17 protein-coding genes are annotated in these 19,920 nt (G+C 61.2%); 2 read left to right on the top strand and 15 right to left on the bottom strand.

The genetic code is table 11. The features are described 5' to 3' along the window. The first annotated feature begins 5 nt into the window (after positions 1-5). The gene (locus tag J3P75_RS07080) at positions 6-1,187 is read left to right on the top strand and encodes an aminotransferase class V-fold PLP-dependent enzyme (RefSeq protein ID WP_434709760.1); all 1,182 of its coding nucleotides are present in this window, start codon (positions 6-8) and stop codon (positions 1,185-1,187) included. Here the strand turns inward: J3P75_RS07080 and J3P75_RS07075 are convergent. The 4 genes from J3P75_RS07075 to zwf form a co-directional block, all read right to left on the bottom strand. Continuing rightward, on the bottom strand, positions 1,184-1,759 hold the full coding sequence (locus tag J3P75_RS07075; RefSeq protein ID WP_434709759.1) for a hypothetical protein: 576 nt from the start codon (positions 1,757-1,759) through the stop codon (positions 1,184-1,186). The two genes, J3P75_RS07080 and J3P75_RS07075, sit on opposite strands and share 4 nt — an antisense overlap. Positions 1,760-1,944: 185 nt before the next feature. Beyond that, complete coding sequence (locus J3P75_RS07070) at positions 1,945-2,610, bottom strand: bifunctional 4-hydroxy-2-oxoglutarate aldolase/2-dehydro-3-deoxy-phosphogluconate aldolase (RefSeq protein WP_090285536.1); 666 nt, start codon at positions 2,608-2,610, stop codon at positions 1,945-1,947. Positions 2,611-2,627: 17 nt separating this feature from the next. Next, positions 2,628-3,341, bottom strand: coding sequence for a 6-phosphogluconolactonase (gene pgl / locus J3P75_RS07065; protein WP_434709758.1), 714 nt, complete (start codon positions 3,339-3,341; stop codon positions 2,628-2,630). Continuing rightward, a complete protein-coding gene (gene zwf / locus J3P75_RS07060) occupies positions 3,328-4,794 on the bottom strand; it encodes a glucose-6-phosphate dehydrogenase (RefSeq protein ID WP_093099054.1) in 1,467 nt (488 codons plus the stop codon). Before zwf ends, pgl begins: the two co-directional genes overlap by 14 nt. Before the next feature lie 226 nt (positions 4,795-5,020). Here zwf and J3P75_RS07055 point away from each other — a divergent pair, with 226 nt between their 5' ends. Next, positions 5,021-5,881: a MurR/RpiR family transcriptional regulator gene (locus J3P75_RS07055; RefSeq protein WP_169842436.1), complete on the top strand. Its 861-nt coding sequence runs from the start codon at positions 5,021-5,023 to the stop codon at positions 5,879-5,881. Positions 5,882-5,999: 118 nt separating this feature from the next. Here the strand turns inward: J3P75_RS07055 and J3P75_RS07050 are convergent, their stop codons facing one another. The 11 genes from J3P75_RS07050 to edd form a co-directional block, all read right to left on the bottom strand. Next, positions 6,000-6,854 carry a D-hexose-6-phosphate mutarotase gene (locus J3P75_RS07050; protein ID WP_434709757.1) on the bottom strand — a complete coding sequence of 285 codons (855 nt, stop codon included), beginning with the start codon at positions 6,852-6,854 and terminating at the stop codon, positions 6,000-6,002. A 114-nt stretch (positions 6,855-6,968) separates the two neighbouring features. Then, on the bottom strand, positions 6,969-8,318 hold the full coding sequence (locus tag J3P75_RS07045) for a carbohydrate porin (protein ID WP_039758111.1): 1,350 nt from the start codon (positions 8,316-8,318) through the stop codon (positions 6,969-6,971). 221 nt (positions 8,319-8,539) lie between these two features. Further along, positions 8,540-9,700: an ABC transporter ATP-binding protein gene (locus J3P75_RS07040; RefSeq protein WP_434709756.1), complete on the bottom strand. Its 1,161-nt coding sequence runs from the start codon at positions 9,698-9,700 to the stop codon at positions 8,540-8,542. A gap of 2 nt (positions 9,701-9,702) precedes the next feature. Next, positions 9,703-10,548 carry a carbohydrate ABC transporter permease gene (locus tag J3P75_RS07035; RefSeq protein ID WP_126365763.1) on the bottom strand — a complete coding sequence of 282 codons (846 nt, stop codon included), beginning with the start codon at positions 10,546-10,548 and terminating at the stop codon, positions 9,703-9,705. Then, positions 10,541-11,449 carry a carbohydrate ABC transporter permease gene (locus J3P75_RS07030; RefSeq protein ID WP_042607263.1) on the bottom strand — a complete coding sequence of 303 codons (909 nt, stop codon included), beginning with the start codon at positions 11,447-11,449 and terminating at the stop codon, positions 10,541-10,543. Before J3P75_RS07030 ends, J3P75_RS07035 begins: the two co-directional genes overlap by 8 nt. Positions 11,450-11,587: 138 nt before the next feature. Continuing rightward, positions 11,588-12,889, bottom strand: a complete 1,302-nt coding sequence (locus J3P75_RS07025; RefSeq protein ID WP_434709755.1) for an ABC transporter substrate-binding protein — start codon at positions 12,887-12,889, stop codon at positions 11,588-11,590. A 118-nt stretch (positions 12,890-13,007) separates the two neighbouring features. Continuing rightward, a complete protein-coding gene (locus J3P75_RS07020; protein ID WP_434709754.1) occupies positions 13,008-14,267 on the bottom strand; it encodes an AGE family epimerase/isomerase in 1,260 nt (419 codons plus the stop codon). 301 nt (positions 14,268-14,568) lie between these two features. After that, the gene (locus J3P75_RS07015; RefSeq protein WP_434709753.1) at positions 14,569-16,038 is read right to left on the bottom strand and encodes an ATP-binding protein; all 1,470 of its coding nucleotides are present in this window, start codon (positions 16,036-16,038) and stop codon (positions 14,569-14,571) included. After that, positions 16,028-16,759, bottom strand: a complete 732-nt coding sequence (locus J3P75_RS07010; RefSeq protein WP_434596049.1) for a response regulator — start codon at positions 16,757-16,759, stop codon at positions 16,028-16,030. The genes J3P75_RS07015 and J3P75_RS07010 overlap by 11 nt, the downstream gene beginning before the upstream one ends. 299 nt (positions 16,760-17,058) lie before the next feature. Next, positions 17,059-18,018, bottom strand: a complete 960-nt coding sequence (locus tag J3P75_RS07005) for a glucokinase (protein ID WP_434709752.1) — start codon at positions 18,016-18,018, stop codon at positions 17,059-17,061. Next, positions 18,015-19,841 carry a phosphogluconate dehydratase gene (gene edd / locus J3P75_RS07000; RefSeq protein ID WP_434709751.1) on the bottom strand — a complete coding sequence of 609 codons (1,827 nt, stop codon included), beginning with the start codon at positions 19,839-19,841 and terminating at the stop codon, positions 18,015-18,017. The genes J3P75_RS07005 and edd overlap by 4 nt, the downstream gene beginning before the upstream one ends. Between the last annotated feature and the right edge of the window lie 79 nt (positions 19,842-19,920).

The following is a 19,920-nucleotide window of genomic DNA, read 5'->3' as shown; positions in this document are numbered from 1 at the left end:
CGATCATGCCCGATAACACCCGCCGCGCCCGTGACGAAGCCTTCTGGCGAACGTTCGCCGACCGTTACGATGTTCAACCCGGCCCCGTGAACCTGGAGAACGGTTATTTCGGGCGCATGTCGCGCACGGTGATCGAGGAGTACCAGCGCAATATCGAGCTGATCAACACCAGCAATTCGGTGTACGTGCGCCAGCGTTTCGAGCAGCACGACAACCTCGATATCCGTGCACAACTGGCCGAATTGATCGGCGTGCATGCGCAGAGCCTGGCGTTTACCCGCAACGCCACCGAAGGCCTGCAATCGCTGATCCGCAACTACAACCGTTTGCAGCCCGGCGATCAGGTGCTGATCAGCGATCTGGAATACGACACGGTCAAAGGCGCCATGCGCTGGCTGGCCAGGCAGCGCGGCGCCGAGGTGATCGAGATTGCCCACGCGCATCCGGCCAGTTACGACAGCCTGCTGGAGACCTACCGCGAAGCGTTCACTCGCCAGCCAAAACTGAAATTGATGGCGCTGACTCACGTCACCCACCGCACCGGCCTGGTCATGCCGGTAGCGGCCATTGCTGCGCTGGCGAAAGAACATGGCGTCGACATCATCCTCGACGGCGCCCACGCCCTTGGCCAGATCGACTTCGATCTCGACGCGCTCGGCATCGCGTTCGCCGGTTACAACCTGCACAAGTGGATCGGCGCCCCGCTGACCCTCGGCTTCCTCTACATCGCGCCGCAGCGTCTGGCCGACATCGATCCGGACATGGGCGAGATGCATTTCCCGGCCAACGACGTACGTGCACGCACCTCCTACAGCACGCCGAACATTCCGGCGCTGATGACCTTGCCGCTGGTGTTCGAGGAACACGCTGCGCTCGGTGGCGCCGCCGCCAAGGGTGCGCGCCTCAATTACCTGCGCAATCTTTGGGTCGGCGCGGTACGGCACTTGCCGGGCATCGAAGTGATGACCCCGGACGATCCGCGCCTGTATTGCGGCATCACGTCGCTGCGTTTCACCCGCCACGACGATCAACAGGCGATGGCCAAGCGACTGCTCGACGATTACAACCTGTTCACCGTGGTCCGCCATGGCGCCGCCAGCGGGCCGAGCATCCGCGTCACGCCCGGGCTGACCACCACGGCGGCAGACATGCAGCGGCTGGTATACGCGCTGCAAGAACTGCGCTAGAACGGCGTAATGGGCTGCTTGTCGTAGCCCGCCACGCCGATTTGCGATGACAGGGCAAAGGTGTCGACGCCGATTGTCACGCTGCCGTAGTGGCCGTCATCCAGGCCATGGTCTGTGATCGGTCGTAGCGCCAGCCACGGCGCATCGTCATCTGCAACTGCGCAATTACAGACGCCGGGCAGATGCACGCGGCCTGCCCAAGCTTCCTGATAAAGCTGCGGTTGTTGATCGTCGCTGGCAATGGCGACACTCAGAGCGAGGCAGGGCAAGGCGCGTTGCCGATCCGGGTAGAGACTGGTGAAACGAACGATGCCCTGACTGTCAGTCGACTGGCTACCGCACAACGTGTCGGCACCGATGTGCTGCTCGATCCGCACTACCGCGCCAAAGACCGGCGCGCCGGTCATGGCATCGGCCAATGCCAGCCGCAACAGCAGCGGCGGGCCTTCGAGACCCCGGCTGATGTTGCGCACGCTTGGCGAGGCTTCGTGTTGATGGAAGCTGCGAGCAACGGGCAACTGCTGCGGGGGCAGAGATTCGATTGATAAAGCTACAGACTGATGGTCGTCCATGAGGCGTTCTCTCTTCCGTAAGATGAACGCAGATTAGCCCCACGCCAAAACGGCCGTGCGGTAACTGTGTATCGCGCGATGTCCTGGCGCTTTTTTCAGGCAAAAAAAACGGTGCACCGACCAAGCGCACCGTAAAGCCGTAGAACACACAACGAAGTGTCAGGTAACAATTGAATCCGGCGGTATCAGTCCAGCAGCGCCAGGGCTTCGGCGGTGCATTCCTGAATACGTGCCCAGTCGCCGTTCTTGATCCATTCCGGATCGAGCATCCAGCTACCGCCCACGCACATGACGTTTTTCAGCGCCATGTAGCTCTTGATGTTGGCCGGGCCGACGCCGCCGGTCGGGCAGAATTTCACTTCGCCGAACGGGCCGCCAAGGGCCTTGATCGCCGCCACGCCGCCGCTGACTTCCGCCGGGAACAGCTTGAAGCGGCGATAACCCAGGCCGTAGCCTTCCATGATGCCGGAGGCGTTGCTGATGCCCGGCAACAGCGGAATCGGGCTGTCGACGCTGGCTTCGAGCAGGTCACGGGTAATGCCCGGGGTAACGATGAATTGCGAACCGGCCGCTTCCGCCGCCGCGAGCATGTTGCGATCGAGCACGGTGCCGGCACCGGTCATCAGTTCCGGACGCTGTTCGCGCAGGATCTGGATGGCCTTGAGGCCGAACTGCGAACGCAGGGTCACTTCCAGCGCGGTCAAGCCACCGGCTGCGAGAGCGTCGGCCAGCGGCAGCACGTCCTGTTCGCGGGCGATGGTGATCACCGGCAGGATCCGCGCCTTGGCGCAGAGGCTGTCGATCAGGGCAACTTTGTCCGCCATGGAAACGGTTGGGGATGCAATTGTCATAGCGGCTGTTCCTTGGCTCATGGGCACCAGTAAATCTCTAACGTAGGTTGCAGGAATGCGCGCACCGGCATGGCCGCGACGTCATCGGATGCCAGCGCGGCATTCAGGGTGGTCAGTTTCGACTGACCGGAAATCGACAGGATCTTGTGTTTCGCCGAGGCCAGCAGCGCCCGACTCATGGTCAGGCGTTGACGCGGCACACTCGGCGCCAGCATCGGCCAGCAGCGGCGCGTGCCGTCAGCCTGCAAGGCTTCGGTCAGGTTCGGGCTGTCGGGGAACAGCGACGCGGTGTGACCGTCGTCGCCCATGCCCAGCACCAGCACGTCGATCGGCGGCAGCTCGGCGAGCAAACGGTCAGCTTGCTCGGCAGCCTGCTCAACGTTGGCTGCCGCGCTGTAGAGACTGAGAAATTGCGCCTTGGCTGCCGGCCCTTTGAGCAGGTGTTGCTTGAGCAGGCCGGCATTGCTGTCGGCGTGTTCGACCGGCACCCAGCGCTCGTCGGCGAGGGTCACGACGACTTTCGACCAGTCCAGATCCGCTTTCGCCAGGTGCTGGAAAAACGCCACCGGGCTACGACCGCCGGACACCACCAGCACGGCGTTGCCGCGTGCGCCGATGGCTTCGCGCAATTGCGCGGCCACGTTCAGCGCCAGACCTTCGGCCAACAACACCGGGCTGTTGAATTCGCGGGCATTCACGCCCGCTGGCAGTTGCACATCAGATATCGCCATACCACGACCTCCCGTCCCGCGTGATCAGTGCGATGGAGCTCATCGGCCCCCACGACCCGGCCGCGTACGGCTTGGGCGCGTCACCGGATTTTTTCCACCCGGCGATCAGCTGGTCACACCACTTCCACGCGGCTTCGATTTCATCTTTACGGACAAACAGGTTCTGATTGCCGTTCATCACTTCCAGCAACAACCGCTCGTAGGCATCGGGGATCCGCGCGCTACGCCAGGTGTCGGAGAAATTCAGTTGCAGCGGCCCGCTGCGCAGCTGCATGCCTTTGTCCAGGCCCTGCTCCTTGGTCATCACGCGCAAGGAAATGCCTTCATCCGGTTGCAGGCGGATGATCAGTTTGTTGCTGATCTGCAGGCGCTGCTCCGGGGCGAAGATGTAGTGCGACGGTTCCTTGAAGTGGATGACGATCTGCGACAGCTTCTGCGGCATGCGCTTGCCGGTGCGCAAATAGAACGGCACGCCGGCCCAGCGCCAGTTGCGGATGTCGGCACGCAGGGCGACGAAGGTTTCGGTGTCGCTCTGGGTATTGGAATTCGGTTCTTCGAGGTAACCCGGAACGGATTTGCCTTCGCTGTGGCCGGCGATGTACTGGCCGCGCACCACTTGCGTGGTCAGGCCTTCCGGGCTGATCGGCGCCAGCGCCTTGAGCACTTTCACTTTCTCGTCACGGATGCTGTCGGCTGACAGGTCGGCCGGCGGGTCCATGGCGATCAGGCAGAGCAGCTGCAACAGGTGATTCTGGATCATGTCGCGCAACTGGCCAGCCTTGTCGAAGTAGCCCCAACGGCCTTCAATGCCGACCTTCTCGGCCACGGTGATTTCCACGTGGGAGATGTAATTCTGGTTCCACTGGGTTTCGAACAGGCTGTTGGCGAAACGCAAGGCGATCAGGTTCTGAACGGTCTCTTTGCCCAGATAGTGGTCGATTCGGTAGGTGCGGTCTTCCGGGAAGAACTGCGCCACGGCGTCATTGACCTTGCGCGAAGATTCGAGGTCGGAGCCGATCGGCTTTTCCAGCACCACGCGGGTGTTCTCGGCCAGACCGACTTTCTCCAGGTTCTCGCAGATCGCGCCGTATACGGCTGCCGGCGTGGCGAAGTAGGCAATCATGCGTTGGCTGCTGCCGGCCATTTCCGCCAGCGCAACATAGTCTTCAGCCTTGAGGAAGTCGACGTGCAGGTAGGTCAGGCGCGCGAGAAAACGCTCGGCCACGGTTTCGTTCAGCTCTTTGCCGACGTAGCGGCGCAGTTCGGCGGCGATGAACGCCATGTGTTGCTGCTCGCTGCCGGCTTCACGGGCCAGCGCGATGATGCGCGTGTCCTCGTGCAACAGGTCAGCGCCATCGAGGTGATAAAGGGCAGGAAACAGCTTGCGCAGGGCGAGATCGCCAAGGGCGCCGAACAAGGCAAAGGTGCACGGTTCAACCGTAATCGAAGGCATGATGTTTGTTCTTTTATCAAGTTAAGCTACAAATACCTTTTTTCAAGGCATCACTCAAGGGAAAATGTAGTAATAACCACAACATTTTCGCAAAATACAGATTCCGAGTGGTGGACCCTCGGACGCATCAGTAGGATAGGCCACCGTTACGGGCCATATCAAAGGCCCAATTTGCATAGCCCGACGCACCTTTGCGTCGGTGAATCAGGAATTCCATATGGACCGCGTGCGAAATTTACTGGAACAGATCCAGAGTCGCCTTGAAGAGCTGAACAAGGCCGAACGTAAGGTCGCCGAGGTGATCCTGCTCAACCCGCAGCAGGCCACCCGCTTCAGCATCGCCGCCCTCGCCCAGGCAGCGTCGGTGAGCGAGCCGACGGTCAACCGTTTCTGCCGCTCGTTCGGTGTCAGCGGCTACCCCGAACTCAAGTTGCAATTGGCACAGAGCCTGGCCAGCGGCGCAGCGTACGTCAGCCGCGCGGTCGAGGCCGACGACAATCCCGAAGCCTATACGCAGAAGATTTTCGGCAGCGCCATCGCCTCGCTGGACAGCGCGTGTCAGGCACTCGACCCAAACCTGATCAGCCGCGCCGTCGACCTGTTGATCCAGGCCCGGCAGATCCACTTCTTCGGCCTCGGCGCTTCGGCCCCGGTGGCACTGGATGCGCAGCACAAGTTTTTCCGCTTCAACCTGGCGGTGACCGCGCATGCCGATGTGCTGATGCAGCGAATGATCGCTTCGGTGGCGCACACCGGCGAGCTGTTCGTGATCATTTCCTACACCGGGCGCACCCGTGAACTGGTGGAAGTGGCACGTATCGCTCGCGAGAATGGCGCGTCGGTATTGGGCCTGACCGCGGAGAATTCGCCGCTGGCCAAGGCCAGTACGTTGAGCCTGAATATTCCGCTGCCGGAAGACACCGACATCTATATGCCGATGACCTCGCGGATCATTCAGTTGACCGTGCTGGATGTGCTGGCGACGGGGATGACGTTACGTCGCGGGGTGGATTTCCAGCCGCATTTGCGCAAGATCAAAGAGAGTTTGAATGCCAGCCGGTATCCGGTTGGAGATGAGTTCAACTGATCCGAAATCTCCACACGCTGATCGACCGCCATCGCGAGCAGGCTCACTCCTACATTTGAAATGCGTTCCCCTGTAGGAGTGAGCCTGCTCGCGATAAGGCGACCAGCCACACAGAGAATCAAGCCGCCGCCCACGCCTGCAAACTCAAATGCGCCTTCTCCCCCGGCGCCAGATGCAGGCTGTCGGTCCCGCCCGCCGCCGCTTCCACACAGACAAACTCGGATATCTCATCCCAGCTCACCCCGAGCAACGGCCGCGCGCCCGGATGCCACACCACGGTGTCGCCGCTGTCGCCGGTATCGATGCACAACTCGCGCTGCCAGGCGTGATCCTTGAGCTGCAATTCGCCGTCATGCTGAAACACCCGCTGGCAGCCGCCCTCCACGCGCAATTCGCCTTCCTGCTGGCAAACCTGGCGATTCAACTGATCATAACCCTGCGCACCTTCAAGCCCAGACAGCGCTATCTCACCGACATCGCCAATACGCCAGTAAGCGTGCAAAGCCTGGCTCAACTGGCACGGCATGTCGTCCTGATGCTCAGTGCTCAGGCGTAACTCCATGCGTTCGCCCAGGTGCGCGTGCAGGTCGACCTGCCAGTCGCACAGTTGCAATTGCCAGTGCAGACGCACGCCATCCTCGGCGCGGCTGCTGTCGAGCAGTTTCCAGTCGAGCAGTCGCGCCCAGCCATGCGACGGCCAGGCATTTTCGCTCGGATGCCGGCCATACCACGGCCAGCACACCGGCACGCCACCGCGGATCGCGCCGACATGCGGCCACTTCGCCGCGCACCACAACCATGGCTTTTGCCCGCGCGGCTGAAAGTGCAGCAATTGCGCGCCCTGCCGACTGAACACCGCCTGACATAACGGATGATCGATCACCAGCACATCGCGCAGCTGATAGCGTTCCCAGGCGAACACCGGTCGTTCGCGCAGGGATTTGAAGAAGCGTTGCAGCGGATGCTCATGCATTGGCCACGGTTCCGAATTCAACTTTCATGGGCTGCGCAGACCCTCCAAAAAAAAGCGGACAGCCTGGGCTGTCCGCAAATATGCGCACATAGAGAGGAGCTTATCGCAGACGCGTCAGAACGTAGACTGAATTTTCAGGCCAGCGACCAAAGCGTTGTCCACTTCATCCACACCGCCCGGATGAGTGATGTATTGCAGGTTGGGACGTACGGTCAGCCAGTTGGTGACGTGGAAGCCGTAGTTGAGCTCGTAGTTGTATTCGGTTTCACGAATCGGCGAGAACGCGGCGTTGTCGTAGTCGGAAACACCGTTGGAAGCGTTCAGCAATTCGGCATTGCGCTTGACGTCCTTGTTGACGTGGATACGCGCCGCACCGATACCGATGTCATCTTTCGGACGGGCATCGAACGGCCCTTTGTAGACAAACATCACCGACTGGTAGTTGTCGATGAAGTTGGTGTCCTTGTCGTGGAAGGTCGCGTTGGCGGCGATGTTCAGACCGCGAGTGGCGTCACCGTTGTGGCTGGTGAGTTGCTGTTGCGCGACGAACCAGTAACCGCTCTTGCTGTTGTGCGACTTGTAGGCGTCGCCCGTGGTGGCGGCGTCGAAACCGTTGACGTCTTCACGAACGTCGTCGGCATCAGCCGTGCTCTTGTAGTAACCGACGCGGTATTCGCCCGGCAGGCTGTTGACCTTCGGCGACCAGACCAGTTCGACCGGCAGAACAGTACCCTTGGTGCCACTGCCGCTGAGTTTGAAGCCGTTGCCGTGTTCCAGCTGCGACGGGTTCTGGTTGTACGCACCGATCTGCGCGTAGAGTTCGTCGTTGATGTTGTACTTCACCCGGATAGCGGCCTGGCTGACGGGCCAGTTGTACCAGATGTTGGTCGCCCAGTTACCCACTTGCGAACCGCAGAACGCGAGGTTCTGGAAGTCGCACGGGAAGGTGTTGAAGTCTTCGCCTTCACCGAAGTAACCGGCCTTGACGTCGAGTTTGTTGTCGAAGAACTGGTGCTGAATCCACAACTGGGTCAGACGCACCATATGCCCGCGACCGTAGACTTCCTGCGAGGAGCTGAGGGTGCCGGCACGCGGATCGCCAACGCGGTCGTTGGAGATGTTGTAGCCGTTACGGTTGGTCAGCTGGATCTTCGCCTGGGTGTTGTCCCAGCCCCACAGTTTCTGCAGGTCGAGCGCCACGCCGAGGCCGAACTGGTCGCTGTAGCGGCCGGTCTTGTCGTCGTCATAGCCGCCGTGCAGGTTGGCGCCCATCTCGCCAACGTAGTCGGCCTTGATGTCGATACCCTGCTCGATCAGCTTGGTCCGCTCACCGCCCCAGTCGCCGGTCATCCATTTGGAGTCGGAGCTGAACGCATCCGCCGCCATCGCGTTACCGGCCAGCACCAGTGCTGCCGCCGCAGAAACCTGGCAGATCAACCGGGCATTGACGTGTTTCTTTTTCATCCCTACATCCTCGTCTTTATTGTTATTAACTGTTTTTATCTAACGCGGTTTACATAAAGTGAGATGGATTACAGGCAATCCACCGCGTGCTCCTTTTTGTGGAACCGATCCTTGTGGGAGCTGGCCTGCCAGCGATGGCATCGACCCGGTTCGACGACCGACCGAGTTGCCCGCATCGCTGGCAGGCCAGCTCCCACAGGACAGCATTCCAACCATGTTTTTCAGCGGCCTTTGAATTGCGCCACGTTCGCAGGCCGCGCATCGGTCTGCGGTTGGCCGGCAGTGCCCAGGCGCTCACCGGTTTTGGCATCGAACAACAACACTTTCGACGGATCGAACTGCAGCGTCAGGCTCTCGCCCACCTGCGGCGCCACGTCTGGCGCCAGTCGGCAGCAGACTTTGGTGTCATTCAAATTGACGAACACCAGGGTGTCCGGACCGGTCGGTTCGGTGACCTGTACTTCAGCACGAATGCTCGGCAGGCCATTGCCCTCGCCGTTCGCCAGGCAGATCTGCTCCGGGCGCAGGCCGAGGATCACTTCGCGGTCTTCAAGACCGGCGTCCTGCATGCTCATCGGCAACTCGCAACGCGCCTGGCCGCTGTCGAGCAGCGCCAGCAAACGGCCGTCCTTGCGCTGCAAGCGCAGCGGAATGAAGTTCATCGGCGGCGAGCCGATGAAGCTTGCGACGAACAGGTTGGCCGGATCGTTGTAGATATCCTTAGGGGTACCGAACTGCTGAATGATTCCGTCTTTCATCACCGCGACTTTATCGCCCAGGGTCATCGCTTCGATCTGGTCGTGGGTCACGTAAACGGTGGTGGTTTTCAGACGCTGGTGCATCAGTTTCATTTCGGTGCGCATCTCGACGCGCAGCTTGGCGTCAAGGTTGGACAGCGGTTCGTCGAACAGGTAGATCTTCGGCCGCCGCGCCAGTGCACGGCCCATCGCCACACGCTGTTGCTGACCACCGGAGAGCTGGCCCGGCTTGCGATTGAGCAAGTGTTCGATCTGCAACAGCTTGGCCACGCGGGCGACTTCTTCGTCGATCGCTGCCTGGGGCATCTTGCGGATTTTCAGGCCGAACTCGATGTTCTCCCGCACGCTCATGGTCGGGTACAGCGCGTAGGACTGGAACACCATGGCGATGTCACGATCCTTGGGGCTCATGCCGCTGACGTCCTGATCGCCGATCATGATCGCGCCGCCGGTAATGGTTTCCAGACCGGCGATGCAGTTCATCAAGGTCGATTTGCCGCAGCCCGACGGGCCGACGAGGATCAGGAATTCGCCGTCCTTGATCGACAGTTCGATGTTCTTCAGGGTGTCCGGCAGGCCGGCACCGTAAGTCTTGTTGACGTTGCGAAGTTCGAGCGTTGCCATGATTACCCCTTGACCGCGCCGGCCGTCAGCCCGCGCACGAAATACTTGCCTGCGACCACATAGACCAGCAGGGTCGGCAGGCCGGCGATCATCGCCGCTGCCATATCAACGTTATATTCCTTGGCGCCGGTGCTGGTGTTGACCAGGTTGTTCAGCGCCACGGTGATCGGCTGCGAATCGCCGCTGGAGAACACCACACCGAAGAGGAAGTCGTTCCAGATCTGGGTGAACTGCCAGATCAGGCAGACCATGATGATCGGCGTCGACATCGGCAGAATGATCCGGCGGAAAATCGTGAAGAAACCGGCACCGTCCAGACGCGCCGCCTTGACCAGCGCATCGGGGATGCTCACGTAGTAGTTACGGAAGAACAGCGTGGTGAACGCCAGGCCGTAAACCACGTGCACGAAAACCAGGCCAGTGGTGGTGCTCGCCAGACCCATCTTGCCGAGGGTGAACGAGGCCGGCAGCAACACGGTCTGGAACGGCAGGAAGCAGCCGAACAGCAGCAGACCGAAGAACAGCTGCGAACCACGGAAGCGCCACATCGACAGCACGTAACCGTTCAACGCACCGATGGCGGTGGAGATGATCACGGCCGGAACAGTGATCTTGATCGAGTTCCAGAAGTAGCCGTCAACGGTAGCCCAGGCCTTGACCCAGCCGATGCCGCTGACCACGGTCGGCCAGCTCAACAGGTTACCGGTGCTGATGTCTTCCGGGGTCTTGAAGCTGGTGAGCAACATGACCACCAGCGGCACCAGATACAGGAATACCGCGAAGATCAGCACCGCGTAAATGGCGATGCGGCTGAAGCTGATCGCAGGTTTGGCAGCGAGACTAGTCATTGCGCTTGGTCCTCAGCTCGGAATACAGGTAAGGCACGATGATCGCGAGGATCGCACCGAGCATCAGAATCGCACTGGCCGAGCCCATGCCCATCTGGCCGCGACTGAAGGTGAAGGAATACATGAACATCGCTGGCAGGTCGGAGGAATAGCCCGGACCGCCCGCGGTCATCGCGGCGACGAGGTCGAAGCTCTTGATCGCAATGTGCGCCAGAATCATCACCGCACTGAAGAACACCGGACGCAGGCTTGGCAGCACCACTTTCCAGTAGATGCGCGGCATGCTCGCGCCGTCGATCTGCGCAGCACGAATGATCGATTGATCAACACCGCGCAGGCCGGCAAGGAACATCGCCATGATGAAGCCCGAGGCTTGCCACACAGCGGCGATCACCAGGCAATAGACCACGCGATCAGGGTCGATCAGCCAGTCGAGACGGAAGCCTTCCCAGCCCCAGTCACGCAACAATTTGTCCAGGCCCATGCCCGGGTTGAGCAGCCATTTCCAGGCGGTACCGGTAACGATCATCGAGAGCGCCATCGGGTACAGGTAAATGGTGCGGATAAAGCCTTCGCGACGGATGCGCTGATCGAGGAATACCGCCAGCAACACACCGATCACCAGGGTGATGCCGATGAACATGCCGCCGAATACCGCGAGATTCTTGCTCGCGACCCACCAGCGGTCGTTGTCGAACAACCGTGCGTATTGCGCCAGACCGGCCCACTTGTAGTTGGGCAGGAAAGTCGAGGTAGTGAACGACAGAATGAACGTCCACAGGATGTAGCCATAGAAGCCCACCAGCACGATGAACATGCTCGGCGCCAGCACCAGTTTCGGTAGCCAGCGCTGCAATGCATCGAACGGCGAGGCCTTGCTGAACACAGCAACAGAACTCATGAGCAAATCCACAGTAAGGGTTTACGAAAGCATTCCCTTGCAGGAGTGAGCCTGCTCGCGATTGCGGTGTGTCAGTCACTCAAATACTGGCTGACAGATTGCTATCGCGAGCAGGCTCACTCCTACAGGGGCCAAGCATTACTTGGCTGACTGAACCGCCGCGCCGAGTTTTTTCGCGGCATCGGCCGGGTCGGCTTTCGGGTCGTTGATGTAGTTGGTGACTACGTCAAAGAACGCGCCCTGCACCGCCAGCGTGGTCGCCATGTTGTGCGCCATGCTCGGTTGCAGGCCGCCGGACTTGGCGTCCGCGAGGAAGTCCTTGGCAGCGGTTTGTGCGCAGGAGTCGAAGCCGAGCTTGTCCATGTTGTTCAACATGTCGTTGCGAACCGGAATCGAGCCTTTGTTGATGCTGAAGACTTTCTGGAAGTTTTCACCCAGCACGACTTTGGCGATGTCTTGCTGACCGGCCGCGGTGCCCGCGTCCTTCTGCTTGAACACGGCCAGCGAGTCGATGTTGTAGGTGAACGCTTTGTCGGTGCCCGGGAACGCTACGCATTCGTAGTCCTTGCCGGCGACTTTCCTGGCCGCGGTCCATTCGGACTTGGCCCAGTCACCCATGATCTGCATGCCAGCCTTGCCGTTGATGACCTTGGCCGCTTCGAGGTTCCAGTCCTGACCTTTGCCGTCAGCGTCCATGTAGGTCGCGACTTTCTTCAGCTCGGTCAGCGCCTTGACCATTTCCGGACCGGTCAGCGCTTTGTTGTCGAGATCGACGAGGGCTTTCTTGTAACCGTCGACACCCATGACCGAGAGCACCACGGCTTCGAACACGGTGCTGTCCTGCCAAGGCTGACCGCCGTGAGCCAGCGCAATGAAGCCTGCGGCTTTCAGCTTGTCGCCCGCGGCGTAGAACTCTTCGAGGGTGGTTGGGTTCTTGGTGATCCCGGCTTTCTTGAACACTTCCGGGTTGATCCACAGCCAGTTGACGCGGTGAATGTTCACCGGCACGGCCACGTAGTCACCGTCGTACTTGACGGTGTCGGAGACTTTCTTGTCGAGCAGGCTGTCCCACTTTTCCGACTTGGCGACGTCTTTCAAAACGTCGGTGTCGAGCAGGCCGGTCGATGCCCATTCCTGGATATCCGGGCCTTTGATCTGGGCGACGCCCGGCGGGTTGCCGGCGACGGCGCGGCTTTTCAGCACGGTCATGGCAGTCGCACCGCCACCACCGGCGACAGCGCCATCCTTCCAGGTGAAACCGTCTTTTTCGACTTGAGCCTTGAGCACATCGACAGCGGCTTTTTCGCCACCGGAGGTCCACCAATGCACGACTTCGACCGAACCTTTGGATTCGGCAGCGGAAACACTGAGCGGCAGGATTGCGAGCGGGAACAGGGAGGCGACAGAAATGACAGTAGCGAGGCGAGAAATCGCATTCATTCGAGATGTACCTTTCTTGTTGTTATGCATTGCAAGTCTGGTGCTTGCGCTGCACGGAGTTTAAACAGAGCGTTTCCCTTCGCAGGTAACGAAGGGACGCGTAAATGTCACGACATGGTTACACAGGACTGCCGCAGGATAACTGCGCCAAAGCCGTGGCCATGCTCGGTGCCAGTGGCAATCGCGGAATCAGCACCGCTTGCCAGGCGTGATACAGATCGGGTTTGCCCGGCCAGATATCGGCACTTGGCTGGTTTTGCGGATTGAGTTCGTGATGCCAGCTGCCGTTGCAGCGGTCGATGAAATGCAATTCGCAGAATTCCCAGAACAGTCGGTACCAGGTCTCGTATTGCGCCTCGCCGGTGCGTTTGAGCAAGGCACTCGCGGCGGCGCTGGCTTCGGCGTGGGTCCAGTGCAAACGATGGCGGACCACCGCTTTGTTGTCCCAATCGAGGGTGTAAACAATGCCCGGCGCACCGTCGACGTTCCAGCCGTGGCGGCAGTTGTTCTCGAACAGTTTTTGCGCGTCAGTAGCGAGCCACCCTGGCGTCAGCATGCCGGCCTGGACCCGCGCCGCTTCGAGGTGCAACAGCAGCCGCGCCCACTCGAACCCGTGGCCCGGCGTGGTGCCATAGGGACGGAAGCCGTCGGCGGGATTGTCCTGGTTGTATTCGCGCAGCGGCTGCCAGTCGCGATCGAAGTGTTCGATAACCCTGTAATCGTTGGCCGCAGCGTGACCATGGATCACGCGTTCGACGATGCGCTGGGCGCGCACCAGCCAGCGCGGGTCTTCGGTGACATCGGCCAACGCGAGGAACGCTTCGGTGGCGTGCATGTTGCTGTTGGCGCCGCGATAGGCTTCCTCTTCGCTCCAGTCGCGGTTGAAGAATTCGCGCATGGCGCCCTCTTCTTCGCTCCAGAAATACGTGTCGATGATGTCGATCGCATCATCCAGCAAAGCCTGGGCGCCGGGGCGCTGTGCAACCACGGCGGAACTGGCGGCCAACGCGACAAAGGCGTGCAGGTAGGCATTCTTGCCGGTGTTGTCGTCGCGGTGCTCGGCGACCGCGAACCAGCCACCGTGCAGCGCATCACGCAACGGCCCGCGCAACGCGGCGATGCCGTGGTCGACCAGTTCGGCAAACCCCGGCAGGCCCTGGATATGCGCCATGGCGAAGCTGTGGGTCATGCGTGCGGTGTTCATGGTTTCGGCTTGCGCGTTCGCCGGCAAACGGCCGCGTTCGTCGAGATTGCCGAAACCTTGGGGGAGTCTTGCTGCCTTGGCGAAATCCAGCAGGCGCAAGCCTTCGGCGCCGAGCCATTGCTGGTGGGCAGGTGCGTTCAGCCAACTGCTGAACCCTGGGTGAAAGGTGTCCATGGAGTGACCCTTTTTTGTTGTTAGGACTGCGGGCAGTCTAAACAACGGGCCGGGGTGGGCTTGTAACGAAGGGGACGGGGTTTGTCACTGACCTGTGACAAACAACAAAAGCACCCTCACCCCAGCCCTCTCCCGGAGGGAGAGGGGGCCGAATGGGGGATGCTCAAGAGCTGCGCCGAGCTGGGAGCACTTCAGCGAATCCATAATCGACACGGTGTTTCAGGTCGATGTATGACGCAAGACAACTCGGTCGGTCCCCTCTCCCCCTGGGAGAGGGCTAGGGTGAGGGGCTCTTCAGGGGTTAATCCACAGATCTAGGCAACTGCAACGTCACCCGCAACCCACCCTCACGCAGATTCTGCAACGTCACTTCTCCACCATGGCTATGGGCAATATTGCGCGCAATGCCCAACCCCAACCCGTAACCTTGCTGCTGCCCGGCCAAGCGGAAATGCGGTTCGAACACCTGCTCCAGACGCTGCTCCGGCACGCCCGGGCCTTCGTCGTCGACGTGCAGCACAAACGCGCTTTCATCGTCGTCGATGTGCAGATGCGCGTTCTGCCCGTACTTGAGCGCATTGTCGATCAGGTTGCCGATGCAGCGTTTCAACGCCAGCGGCTTGCCCGGATACGCCGTCAGTGCGCGGCCGTGTTGAGTCACGCGGCCATTGCCGTTCGGTGCCAGATACGGCTCGACCAGGCAATCGAGCACATGGTTGAGATCCACCGGCTCGATGTTCTCGTGGATGTCGGTGTCCTTGACGCATTGCAGCGCGCCTTTCACCAGCAGCTCCAACTCATCCAGATCACGGCCGAACTTGGCTTGCAGTTTTTCGTCTTCGAGCAGTTCGACGCGCAAGCGCAAACGGGTGATTGGCGTGCGCAGGTCATGGGAAATCGCGCTGAACAACTGGCTGCGTTCGGTCAGGTAACGGCTGATGCGCTCGCGCATGGTGTTGAACGCGCGGCCTACTTCCACCACTTCGCTGCCGCCGCCCTCGGCCACCGGCTCAACGTCGGCGCCCAGCGACAAATCCCGCGCCGAGCGCGCCAGACGCTTGAGCGGGCGGCTCTGCCAGTGCACCAAAAGGCCAATGAACAATAGCAGAAAACCGCTGGTGAGGACGATGAACCACACCTGCTGCGACGGCAGGCCTTGTTCTTCGAGACTGGTGTAGGGCTCGGGCAACAGCGAGGCGATGTACAGCCATTCGCCCGGGGCCATTTGAATCTGCGTAACCAGCACCGGCGGATTGACCGGTTCGAGCGTCAGCGCGTAATGCGCCCACGAGCGCGGCAGTTCATCGAGCTTCAAGCCGGCATTGAAGATGCGCAGGTCCTCGGGGCTGACGAAGGTCACCGAGATATCGGTGTCATGCCCCAGGGTCTGGCGCAGCACTTCATCCACCGCTTGCATCACCGCCGCTTTGCGCGGGGTGACCGGCAACACGTCCATGCCCAGCGGTTTGTCATTCAAAGTCACGACAAAACGCGTACCGCCCATGCTGCGCAACTGGTCGAGCACCAGCGGCCGGTAGGCCACCGGCAGCGAGCGAAAGTAGCTGACGCTGGCGGTCATCGAATGGGCCAGGCTGCGAGCGCTGGTGACCAGCCCTTCGAGCTGCGTCGCGCGCAGCTGCGAAACCCAGATCACGCTCGACAGGGTTTGCGCAAACAGCACCGCGAGCAGGGTCAACAGCAACATGCGCCCGAGCAACGAGCGTGGCACTGGGACTTTTGCGGCGAGTCTGCGCAGCGACTCAGTGAGCATTGCCGGCAACCACGTTGGCTGCCAGTTGATAGCCGCTGCCGCGCACGGTGCGGATCAGTCGCGGCGGTTTTTCGGTGTCTCGCAGACGCTGGCGCAAGCGGCTGACGGCCATGTCGACAATCCGATCGAGCGGCATCAGGTCGCGGCCACGGGTGGCGTTGCCGATGGTGTCGCGGTCAAGGATTTCCTGCGGGTGATCGAGAAACAGTTTGAGCAGGGCGAAATCGGCACCGGAGAGAATCACTTCCTCGCCGTCGGTGTGAAACAGCCGATGACTGACCATGTCCAGCCGCCACTCGTCGAAGGCCAGCACTTCACTGCCGCTGCGTTCGTGGGCGAATTGCGCGCGGCGCAGCAGGGCCTTGATCCGCGCTTGCAACTCGCGCGGGCTGAACGGTTTGCCGAGGTAATCGTCAGCGCCGAGCTCCAGACCGATCACGCGGTCGGCTTCGTCGGAACTGGCGGTCAGCATGATGATCGGCACCTGCGCCTGACGCGGATGCTGGCGCACCCAACGGCACAGGCTGAAGCCGTCTTCGTCGGGCAGCATGACGTCGAGAATCACCAGATCGCTCGGCGCCTCGTTGAGCGCCTGACGGAAACCGGCCCCGTCGGCGGTGGCGCGTACCTGAAACCCGGCGCGGGTCAGGTAGGTTTCCAGCAACTCGCGTATCTCCTGATCGTCATCGACCAACAATATCGACTTGTTGACTGAGCTCACTTCGAAGGCATCCTTGTTGTTGGAATTGGGGCGGATTATGCCTGATGAACTTTAGAAATTTGTTGTCTGTTGCTGATCATTCCCACGCTCTGCGTGGGAATGCCTCTGGGGACGCTCCGCGTCCAGTGACGCGGAGCGTCACGGGCTGCATTCCCACGCAGAGCGTGGGAACGATCACTAACACCACAAATCCACTGTGGGAGCGAGCCTGCTCGCGAATCGGTTTTACCTTCAACACATTTGTTGACTAATACACCGCTTTCGCGAGCAGGCTCGCTCCCACAGAGGCGGATTGGGTTTCAGATCGGGAGGGCTTGGTCGAGGGCCACGCCGGCGCCGACCAGGCCAGAGTACGGCGCCGTCACCAGCCACACCGGGATGCCTTTGAAGTAATCGCTCATGCAACCCTTGTCGGCGAAGCAGCGGGCGAAACCACTGCTGGCGAAGAAATCGGCAAAGCGTGGAATCACCCCGCCAACGATATACACCCCACCGCGGGCGCCAGTGGTCAGCACGTTGTTGCCGGCGACGCGGCCGAGCCAGCAGCAGAACTGCTCAAGGACTTCGAGGGCAATCGGATCGCCCGCCAGACCAGCCGCGGTAATCGCTTCCGGCGTGTCGAGGGTCGGCTCATGCCCGTCGACTGCGCAGATCGCCCGGTACAGTCGCGGCAAGCCGCCGCCGCTCAACGCAGTCTCGGCGCTGACATGGCCGATCTCGTTGTAGATGTGCTGCCACAGTTGCGTTTCCCGCGGGCTGCTCAGCGGCAGGTCGACATGACCGCCCTCGCCCGGCAATGCCGCGAAGCGGCCTTCGCCGAGGTCCAGCAAGGTGCCGACGCCCAGCCCGGTGCCCGGGCCGATCACCACCGCCGGGCGCAACGGCTCCGGCGTGCCCTCGCAGATCACCCGGAACTCACCCGGCTGCAAGCGGGTCATGCCCAGCGCCATCGCCGAAAAATCGTTGGTCAGCAACAATTGCTCGACCTGCAAGGTCTTGCAGAACGCGCTGCGGCTCAGGCGCCAGTGATTGTTGGTGAACTTGAATTCATCGCCGCTGACCGGACCGGCGACCGACAGGCACACCGAGCCGATCGCCCCCGGCGCCAGACCGAGCCCGCTCAGATACAGGCTGATCGCCTCTTCCGGGCTGGCGAAGTCGGCCGTGGCCAGCACCTGAACCGAGTGCAGTTGCTGGTTTTGCCACAACGCAAAACGTGCGTTGGTGCCTCCGATGTCACCGACCAAAGCCAGTTTCAATTAAGCGTCTCCAGGGCAGAAGTGAAGGCGCTGGCGCCCTGCTCCGCCGAGCTGAAGGCCATGCGCATGAAGCCGAACAGTTCGCGACCGCTGCCGATGTTGTTGCCCAACAGGCCTTTGGCAGGTTCGCGCGCGGCAAATTCGTCGGCGTCGACCTTCAGTTCCAAGGTGCCTTTGACGCCATCGACGCGGATGATATCGCCCTCTTGCACGCGCGCCAAAGCACCACCTACATAAGCTTCGGGGCTGACGTGAATTGCCGCAGGGATTTTCCCCGACGCGCCGGACATGCGCCCGTCGGTCACCAGTGCCACTTTGAAGCCGCGATCCTGCAGCACGCCGAGGAACGGCGTCATCTTGTGCAGCTCCGGCATTCCGTTGGAACGCGGGCCCTGGAAGCGCATCACTGCGACGAAATCCTTCTCCAGCAGACCGGCCTTGAATGCGTCGGCCAGATCCTGCTGATCCTGGAACACCATCGCCGGCGCTTCGACGATCTGGTTTTCCAGCGCCACCGCCGAGACCTTCATCACGCCGCGACCGAGGTTGCCCTCCATCACGCGCAAGCCACCCTCGGTGGAGAACGCTCGAGAGACTGGACGCAAAATGTTTTCGTCGAGGCTGTCAGTCGGGCCTTCGCGCCAGACCAGCTCGCCGTTATCAAGGAATGGTTCTTTGGTGTACTTACTCAGGCCATGGCCAAGCACGGTGTTGACGTCTTCGTGCAGCAGACCGGCGCCAAGCAGTTCGCGGATCAGGAACGACATGCCGCCCGCGGCCTGGAAGTGGTTGATGTCGGCTTTGCCGTTCGGGTAGACGTGGCTCAGGGTCGGCACGACTTCGGAGAGGTCGGCCATGTCCTGCCAGGTCAGCTGAATGCCCGCGGCCATGGCGATCGCTGGCATGTGCAGGGTGTGGTTGGTCGAGCCGCCAGTGGCGTGCAGGGCAACGATCGAATTGACCAGCGCCTTCTCGTCGACGATTTCACCGATCGGCATGAAGTTGCCGTTCTGCTTGGTCAGGCGCGTGACCTGATGCGCGGCTTCGCGGGTCAGCGCATCGCGCAGCGGCGTGTTCGGGTTGACGAAAGAGGCGCCCGGCAAGTGCAGGCCCATGACTTCCATCAGCAACTGGTTGGTGTTGGCGGTGCCGTAGAACGTGCAGGTGCCCGGGCTGTGGTAGGACTTCATCTCCGATTCCAGCAGCTCTTCGCGGGTCGCCTTGCCTTCGGCGTACTTCTGCCGCACATCGGCTTTTTCCTTGTTGGAAATCCCCGAGACCATCGGCCCGCCCGGCACGAAAATGGTCGGCAGATGACCGAAGCGCAGCGAGCCCATCATCAGTCCCGGCACGATCTTGTCGCAGATGCCGAGCATCAGCGCACCGTCGAACATGTTGTGCGACAGCGCCACGGCGGTCGACATGGCAATCACTTCTCGGCTCGGCAGGCTCAGTTCCATGCCCGGCTCGCCCTGAGTCACGCCGTCGCACATCGCCGGGGTGCCGCCAGCGAACTGGCCGACCGAGCCGATTTCGCGCAGGGCGTTCTTGATCTGCTGGGGGAACACTTCGTACGGCTGGTGCGCCGAAAGCATGTCGTTATACGAAGACACAATGGCGATGTTCGCCGAGTTCATCATCCGCAGGCTGTGCTTGTCTTCGCTGCCGCAACCGGCCACACCATGGGCGAAGTTGGCGCATTGCAGCTTGCCGCGCATCGGCCCGTCCGTGGCGGCGCCGCGAATCAGTGCAAGGTAAGCCTGACGCGTGGCGCGGCTGCGGGCGATAAGCCGTTCGGTGACCTCAAGAACGCGGGGATGCATGTGTAGAACTCCAGGCTAACGGATGTGGCGACCTGATTGTCTATGCTGATCAAACGCCGGTGTCGGTGGAATGACAGAC

Source organism: Pseudomonas sp. R1-1, assembly GCF_051132135.1.
Lineage (GTDB): Bacteria > Pseudomonadota > Gammaproteobacteria > Pseudomonadales > Pseudomonadaceae > Aquipseudomonas.
Note: the sequence above shows the minus strand (reverse complement) of the source record. Positions and strands in the feature narration are given on the sequence as shown.